Below are 4,469 nucleotides of genomic sequence, written 5' to 3' on the forward strand. Positions count from 1 at the left end.
ATCTACCCTGCCAGATAGGGGAAGCCCCGAAATAGTTATAACAATCTGTTTAAGAGTGATTCGCAACGCTTGGCATTTTTGCTATGCGTTGCGTTCAGTGTTTAAGGCGGTATACGGTAGCATCGGTATTGCGTTGCTCACATATATGGTCTCCCCCAGTTTCGCAAGTCAGCAGTATGATTAAAAGCGCAGGTTAACTTCCATATATACGGCCTGTTTAACGGCTATTGCCTTGGCCAAGATGAGGAAGTCGAACACGAAGTCCTAATCACCTTATCGACTTTATAAGCCAGTGTGAGCATAAGGTTTTCAACGTGTAGGATTTGTCCTGTTATTCATCTTACTACGTACTTTGCAAAGGGTTGGTGATTGTTACTAGCTTTGTGTGGGTTGGTATTCTTCATTTTTAGTTGTAACAGCCCACGCTATTCGCATGAGTTTGTTTGCTAAAGCGACAGCGGCTCTGTTTGGTCCTCGTCGTTCTTGGAGTTCAAGCATCCACTTACTGAGATTATCGGATTTAAATTTGGCGCGCCTCAACGCTGCTCTTGCTCCATGAACGAGAAGGGAGCGGATATACGTATTGCCTCTTTTAGTTATTCCTAGAAGAATGACTTTGTCGCCGCTGGTATCTTGCCTTGGTACAAGCCCCATTGCGGCGGAGGCATCTCTACCGGTTTTGAACTGTTGTCCAGAGCCTAGCCATACCGCCACGGCTTGGCTAGTGAGTGGCCCAAAGCCTGGAATCGACATGAGTCGCTTTGCGTTTTCGAACTGCTTGATGGTTTGGTTAAGTTTATCGTCGAACCATTTTACTTGTTCGTCGATGTATAAATATCGTTCGTACTGATGGGATAGCAACTCTCTTAATATATAAGACAGTTTGTTTTCATCGTTCTCGAGTATTTCGGGTATGGCCTTTCTGAAGGCTGCGGCTCCTTTGGGCATAATGATGCCGTATTCAGAGATAAGGCCACGCACTTGATTAACGATACGAGTTCTTTCAGTGACGAGCAGACGTCTCATTCGAATAAGAGATTGGATGTCTTGTTGCTCGACGGATTTATGAGGCACAGGGTGAGGTCTTTTGTAGAGCGCGACTTCGGCAATGGCTTCGGCATCGTTATAGTCGTTTTTCTGTTTACGCCTTTGAGTTTTCACATGCTGGGGTGCGTAGAGTATGACTTCGTGACCGAACTGAGAGAATTCACGAGCCCAGTAGTGTGCGCCGGAACAAGCTTCCATGGCGATAGTACAAGGTTCTTTATTGGCGATGTAACTAAGTAGTTTACTTCGTTGAAGTTTTTTACGGCAAAGATTCTTCCCTTTATGATTGATTTCAAAAAGAAAGAAGATATTTTTTGCTAAATCGATACCGATGATTTTATGCTGAGTCATGGTCTGCTCCTTTTACTTCGGACCTGAACACTCCAAGCATGGCTTACAGTCATGTGAAGTGGTAGGGGGAGACCATCTCATCACCTTAACAGGGCTATAACACAAAATCAGGCTATTGCTCAAAATTGCTATTTGAACTATTATTTGTACATTAAATTGTACCATAGGGAGTTCAATATGAGCCGCATCCATTTTGATCAAGATATTCAGCCTTTGTCTGAATTTCGTGCTGGCGTGACGTCATTTATTAAACAGATTAACGAAACTCGCAGACCACTAGTTATCACACAACGTGGTAAGGGTGTTGCGGTTGTCCTTGATGTTGCAGAATATGAAGCAATGCAAGAGAAGATCGAGTTACTGGAAGAAATGCGTACTGCTGAAGCACAATTAGCTTCAGGTTTAGGTGTTTCCAATGAAGACGCTCGTGCTCAAGTATTGGGGCGCATTAAGAAATGAAAGTAGTCTGGTCACCACTAGCATTACAAAAGTTAGGTGATGCAGCCGAGTTTATTTCACTGGATAATCCAGTGGCGGCAGAAAACTGGGTTAATGAGGTTTTTGATAAAACTGATTTACTCTCAAGTATGCCTGACATGGGGCGAATGGTTCCTGAGCTGCCTCATACCAATTACCGTGAAATTTTGTTTGGTCACTATCGAATCATATATAGCCTCAGCCATGAAATTCGCGTCCTTACAGTACGAAATTGTCGTCAGATACTAACGGAAAGTGACGTGTAGCAATTGTGTCATAACAAGCAATTTAAGAGGGATTCACAACGCTTGGCACTTTTGCTCCTACTTCAAGTTAAGTGTTTATGGTACAATGCGTTAGGTTTGGGTGGAGGCGTTGTTCACCCCTTAATTGGGCTATTTGCCCAGAGGAAGTAATCAATCCATTGGGAACTTTTGTTTCTGGTTGAGTACGCGCATAATTCGGATAATGTCGCCTTCGATCCAATAGGAGACGATCATTGAAATCTCAGGAATTATAAGTAATTGCCCACGAATGCCGTCTCTCTGTACACCCATTAGAGGCTGCTCAAGCAAGTTTTCTACTTTTGTTTCAATGAGGTTGTCAGCGTTTTCTGCCGCATCAGGGTTGAAGTCATAGATAAACTCAAAGATCCTTTCACGATCATTGAGTGATTCTTCTTCCCATAAAATCATTGCTTACCTCGATTACGTATTCTGGCTTTGCGTTCTTCCATTCGAGATTTAGCAGTTTGGTGTTCAACGAAAACGGATTCTCCTGAGTCAAACTTCTCAAATGCTAGGTTTACTTGTTCAGTTAGCCATGCATCGTGAGATAATGTCTGTCTTTGTTGCTCAGCGAGTTGCTCAGTAAGCTCACGGCAAGCACCACTCAGTGTGCGACCTTGGCTCTCAGCCATCTGTTGAGCTAGGCGTTTTGTTTCTTCATCAACACGAAATTGAATTCTAGTGTCCATGATGTATTCCTTTATTGGTGTGTGTACAAATGTTAGCACTCACCTTTGAGATGGGCAACTGACAAGCTACTATGGCGCCAATAACTAACTTTTGGTGCTATGTTTCATCGCACATAGTCCCATATCTCATCAACCATTGCAGAACGTTAAATGATAGGTCACCACAATCTGTAGAGGAAAGTGCATTGAAGTTAACCAATAAACTCGTACGTTACCCGCACATTGATGTTGATCGTGCGTTTGAAAAAGAAGCTGAATTATTGCAGCAAATTCAGGCGGGTGAGATTGGGCAAGCCTTAATGTTGTGGCAAGCAAAAGCGCCGACACTTGTTTTGCCCGCAGGTAAAAAGTGGCCTGTGACCGTAGAGTCTAGAAAACAACTCGCGGCACAGGGCTGGCAACTCACTTCTCGTAAAACGGGTGGTGCTCCCGTTCCTCAATTGCCGGGGATCATTAACTTATCGCACATTTACCATTGGCCTCGCGATGAAGCTTACAACATCCAAAAAGCGTATCGACATTTATGCGACGTTTTAACCCTGTTTTTCAAAGAATTGGGCATCGATGTGGATGTACACGCCACCCCCGGCTCTTATTGTGATGGTGACTACAACCTCAATATCAATAAACAAAAAATAGTGGGTACTGCGCAACGTGTATTGCTTAAACAGGGGGGCGGCCAAATTGTACTTTCGCAAGCTTGTATCTTGTTAGATGCCGACTTAGAGAACATCGTTGCGCCAGTGAATTTTTATAATCAAATTTGCGACAACCCAACCGTAGTGGATGCGCAGGTTCATACTCCCTTGTCCGCGCATTTGACGAGCCTTCCCAACGTAGACTCACTTTTTCAGCGGTTAAGCCAAGCTTTCATCAAGTATGCGTAATGTCTTCCTTTCGCTAACGCACAGCTCGCTTTTGGTTTAGGAAGGCCAACTTCTCGCTTATCCTTTCTCTCTATAGTTCGCTGGCTTGATATCCAACAGTGGTGTGTTGTTCAAGCAATCTAAGCCTCTCACGGTTACTGTGCCATTCTCGATTTTTTCAATCGTTAGCACGGCTGTACCGATTGGGTTTGGTAGGAGTTTTAAAAGGCCGAACAGCAATTCGACTATTTCAATAGATTCCCACATATACGTAAAAAACTATGGGGAAATCACTTTTGGGCTAGAGGGTATTTTGTAGATACGGTCGGTGTGAATGAAGAAGTCATTCGACGATATGTATGACACCAATATAAGCAGGACATAGAGTATGAACAATAACTGCAGTTATTGAAGAACTGATAGCGCGGATGCCCCCTCCTAGTAGGTTATAAAGGGAAACCGCGTTCTAAGACGGCGGATATTTTTTCCTGTTTTAAATTGAACGGATTGAAAAAAATGTTTTAGACCATATATTGTCTTAGTAGACATAGGGTTATGAGCATTGAAATGGAATCAGCAATTCAAAATTTGTTAAGAGAACATCCTAAATTAAAGGCAAAAAAAATAGCATCGTTTTTGGGCTTTGAACGCAAAAAAGTAAATGTGCTACTGCACGCTAATTCTTCTACTTTTATCCAGAATGATGACTATGAATGGTCTTTAATTAACGGAGCTACATGGATTCCCCCGGT

6 protein-coding genes and 3 pseudogenes are annotated in these 4,469 nt (G+C 43.1%); 5 read left to right on the forward strand and 4 right to left on the reverse strand.

Going from position 1 to position 4,469, the window contains the following annotated elements; all coding sequences use genetic code 11:
• Positions 1-375: 375 nt before the first annotated feature.
• Positions 376-1,398 carry an IS110 family transposase gene (locus AB4583_RS20930; protein ID WP_372119208.1) on the reverse strand — a complete coding sequence of 341 codons (1,023 nt, stop codon included), beginning with the start codon at positions 1,396-1,398 and terminating at the stop codon, positions 376-378.
• 177 nt (positions 1,399-1,575) lie between these two features.
• Between AB4583_RS20930 and AB4583_RS20935 the strand changes: the two genes are divergently transcribed.
• Complete coding sequence (locus AB4583_RS20935) at positions 1,576-1,857, forward strand: type II toxin-antitoxin system Phd/YefM family antitoxin (protein ID WP_011080399.1); 282 nt, start codon at positions 1,576-1,578, stop codon at positions 1,855-1,857.
• Positions 1,854-2,141, forward strand: coding sequence for a type II toxin-antitoxin system RelE/ParE family toxin (locus tag AB4583_RS20940; protein ID WP_017064044.1), 288 nt, complete (start codon positions 1,854-1,856; stop codon positions 2,139-2,141). Before AB4583_RS20935 ends, AB4583_RS20940 begins: the two co-directional genes overlap by 4 nt.
• A 150-nt stretch (positions 2,142-2,291) precedes the next feature.
• Here the strand turns inward: AB4583_RS20940 and AB4583_RS20945 are convergent, their stop codons facing one another.
• Together AB4583_RS20945 and AB4583_RS20950 are read right to left on the reverse strand one after the other, a co-directional pair.
• Positions 2,292-2,570: a type II toxin-antitoxin system RelE/ParE family toxin gene (locus tag AB4583_RS20945; protein ID WP_372119211.1), complete on the reverse strand. Its 279-nt coding sequence runs from the start codon at positions 2,568-2,570 to the stop codon at positions 2,292-2,294.
• Positions 2,567-2,851: a hypothetical protein gene (locus tag AB4583_RS20950; RefSeq protein ID WP_017059448.1), complete on the reverse strand. Its 285-nt coding sequence runs from the start codon at positions 2,849-2,851 to the stop codon at positions 2,567-2,569. Before AB4583_RS20950 ends, AB4583_RS20945 begins: the two co-directional genes overlap by 4 nt.
• A 185-nt stretch (positions 2,852-3,036) precedes the next feature.
• Here AB4583_RS20950 and AB4583_RS20955 point away from each other — a divergent pair, with 185 nt between their 5' ends.
• Positions 3,037-3,738, forward strand: coding sequence for a biotin/lipoate A/B protein ligase family protein (locus tag AB4583_RS20955; protein WP_372119214.1), 702 nt, complete (start codon positions 3,037-3,039; stop codon positions 3,736-3,738).
• Positions 3,739-3,795: 57 nt separating this feature from the next.
• Here AB4583_RS20955 and AB4583_RS20960 read toward each other — a convergent pair.
• A pseudogene (locus AB4583_RS20960) lies at positions 3,796-3,930 on the reverse strand (TrmO family methyltransferase); the annotation flags it as partial.
• Between AB4583_RS20960 and tnpA the strand changes: the two are divergent.
• Both tnpA and AB4583_RS20970 read left to right on the forward strand, forming a co-directional pair.
• Positions 3,927-4,080: pseudogene (gene tnpA / locus AB4583_RS20965) on the forward strand (IS200/IS605 family transposase); the annotation flags it as partial. The pseudogenes AB4583_RS20960 and tnpA overlap by 4 nt on opposite strands.
• A 204-nt stretch (positions 4,081-4,284) precedes the next feature.
• Positions 4,285-4,469: pseudogene (locus AB4583_RS20970) on the forward strand (ATP-binding protein); the annotation flags it as partial.

It is taken from the genome of Vibrio sp. 10N.222.49.C12 (assembly GCF_041475025.1).
Classification (GTDB): domain Bacteria; phylum Pseudomonadota; class Gammaproteobacteria; order Enterobacterales; family Vibrionaceae; genus Vibrio; species Vibrio crassostreae_C.

Coding starts and splice junctions, on each gene's coding strand:
- AB4583_RS20945 (WP_372119211.1), bottom strand. CDS start 2,570: ATGATTTTATGGGAAGAAGAATCACTCAATGATCGTGAAAGGATCTTT.
- AB4583_RS20940 (WP_017064044.1), top strand. CDS start 1,854: ATGAAAGTAGTCTGGTCACCACTAGCATTACAAAAGTTAGGTGATGCA.
- AB4583_RS20935 (WP_011080399.1), top strand. CDS start 1,576: ATGAGCCGCATCCATTTTGATCAAGATATTCAGCCTTTGTCTGAATTT.
- AB4583_RS20950 (WP_017059448.1), bottom strand. CDS start 2,851: ATGGACACTAGAATTCAATTTCGTGTTGATGAAGAAACAAAACGCCTA.
- AB4583_RS20930 (WP_372119208.1), bottom strand. CDS start 1,398: ATGACTCAGCATAAAATCATCGGTATCGATTTAGCAAAAAATATCTTC.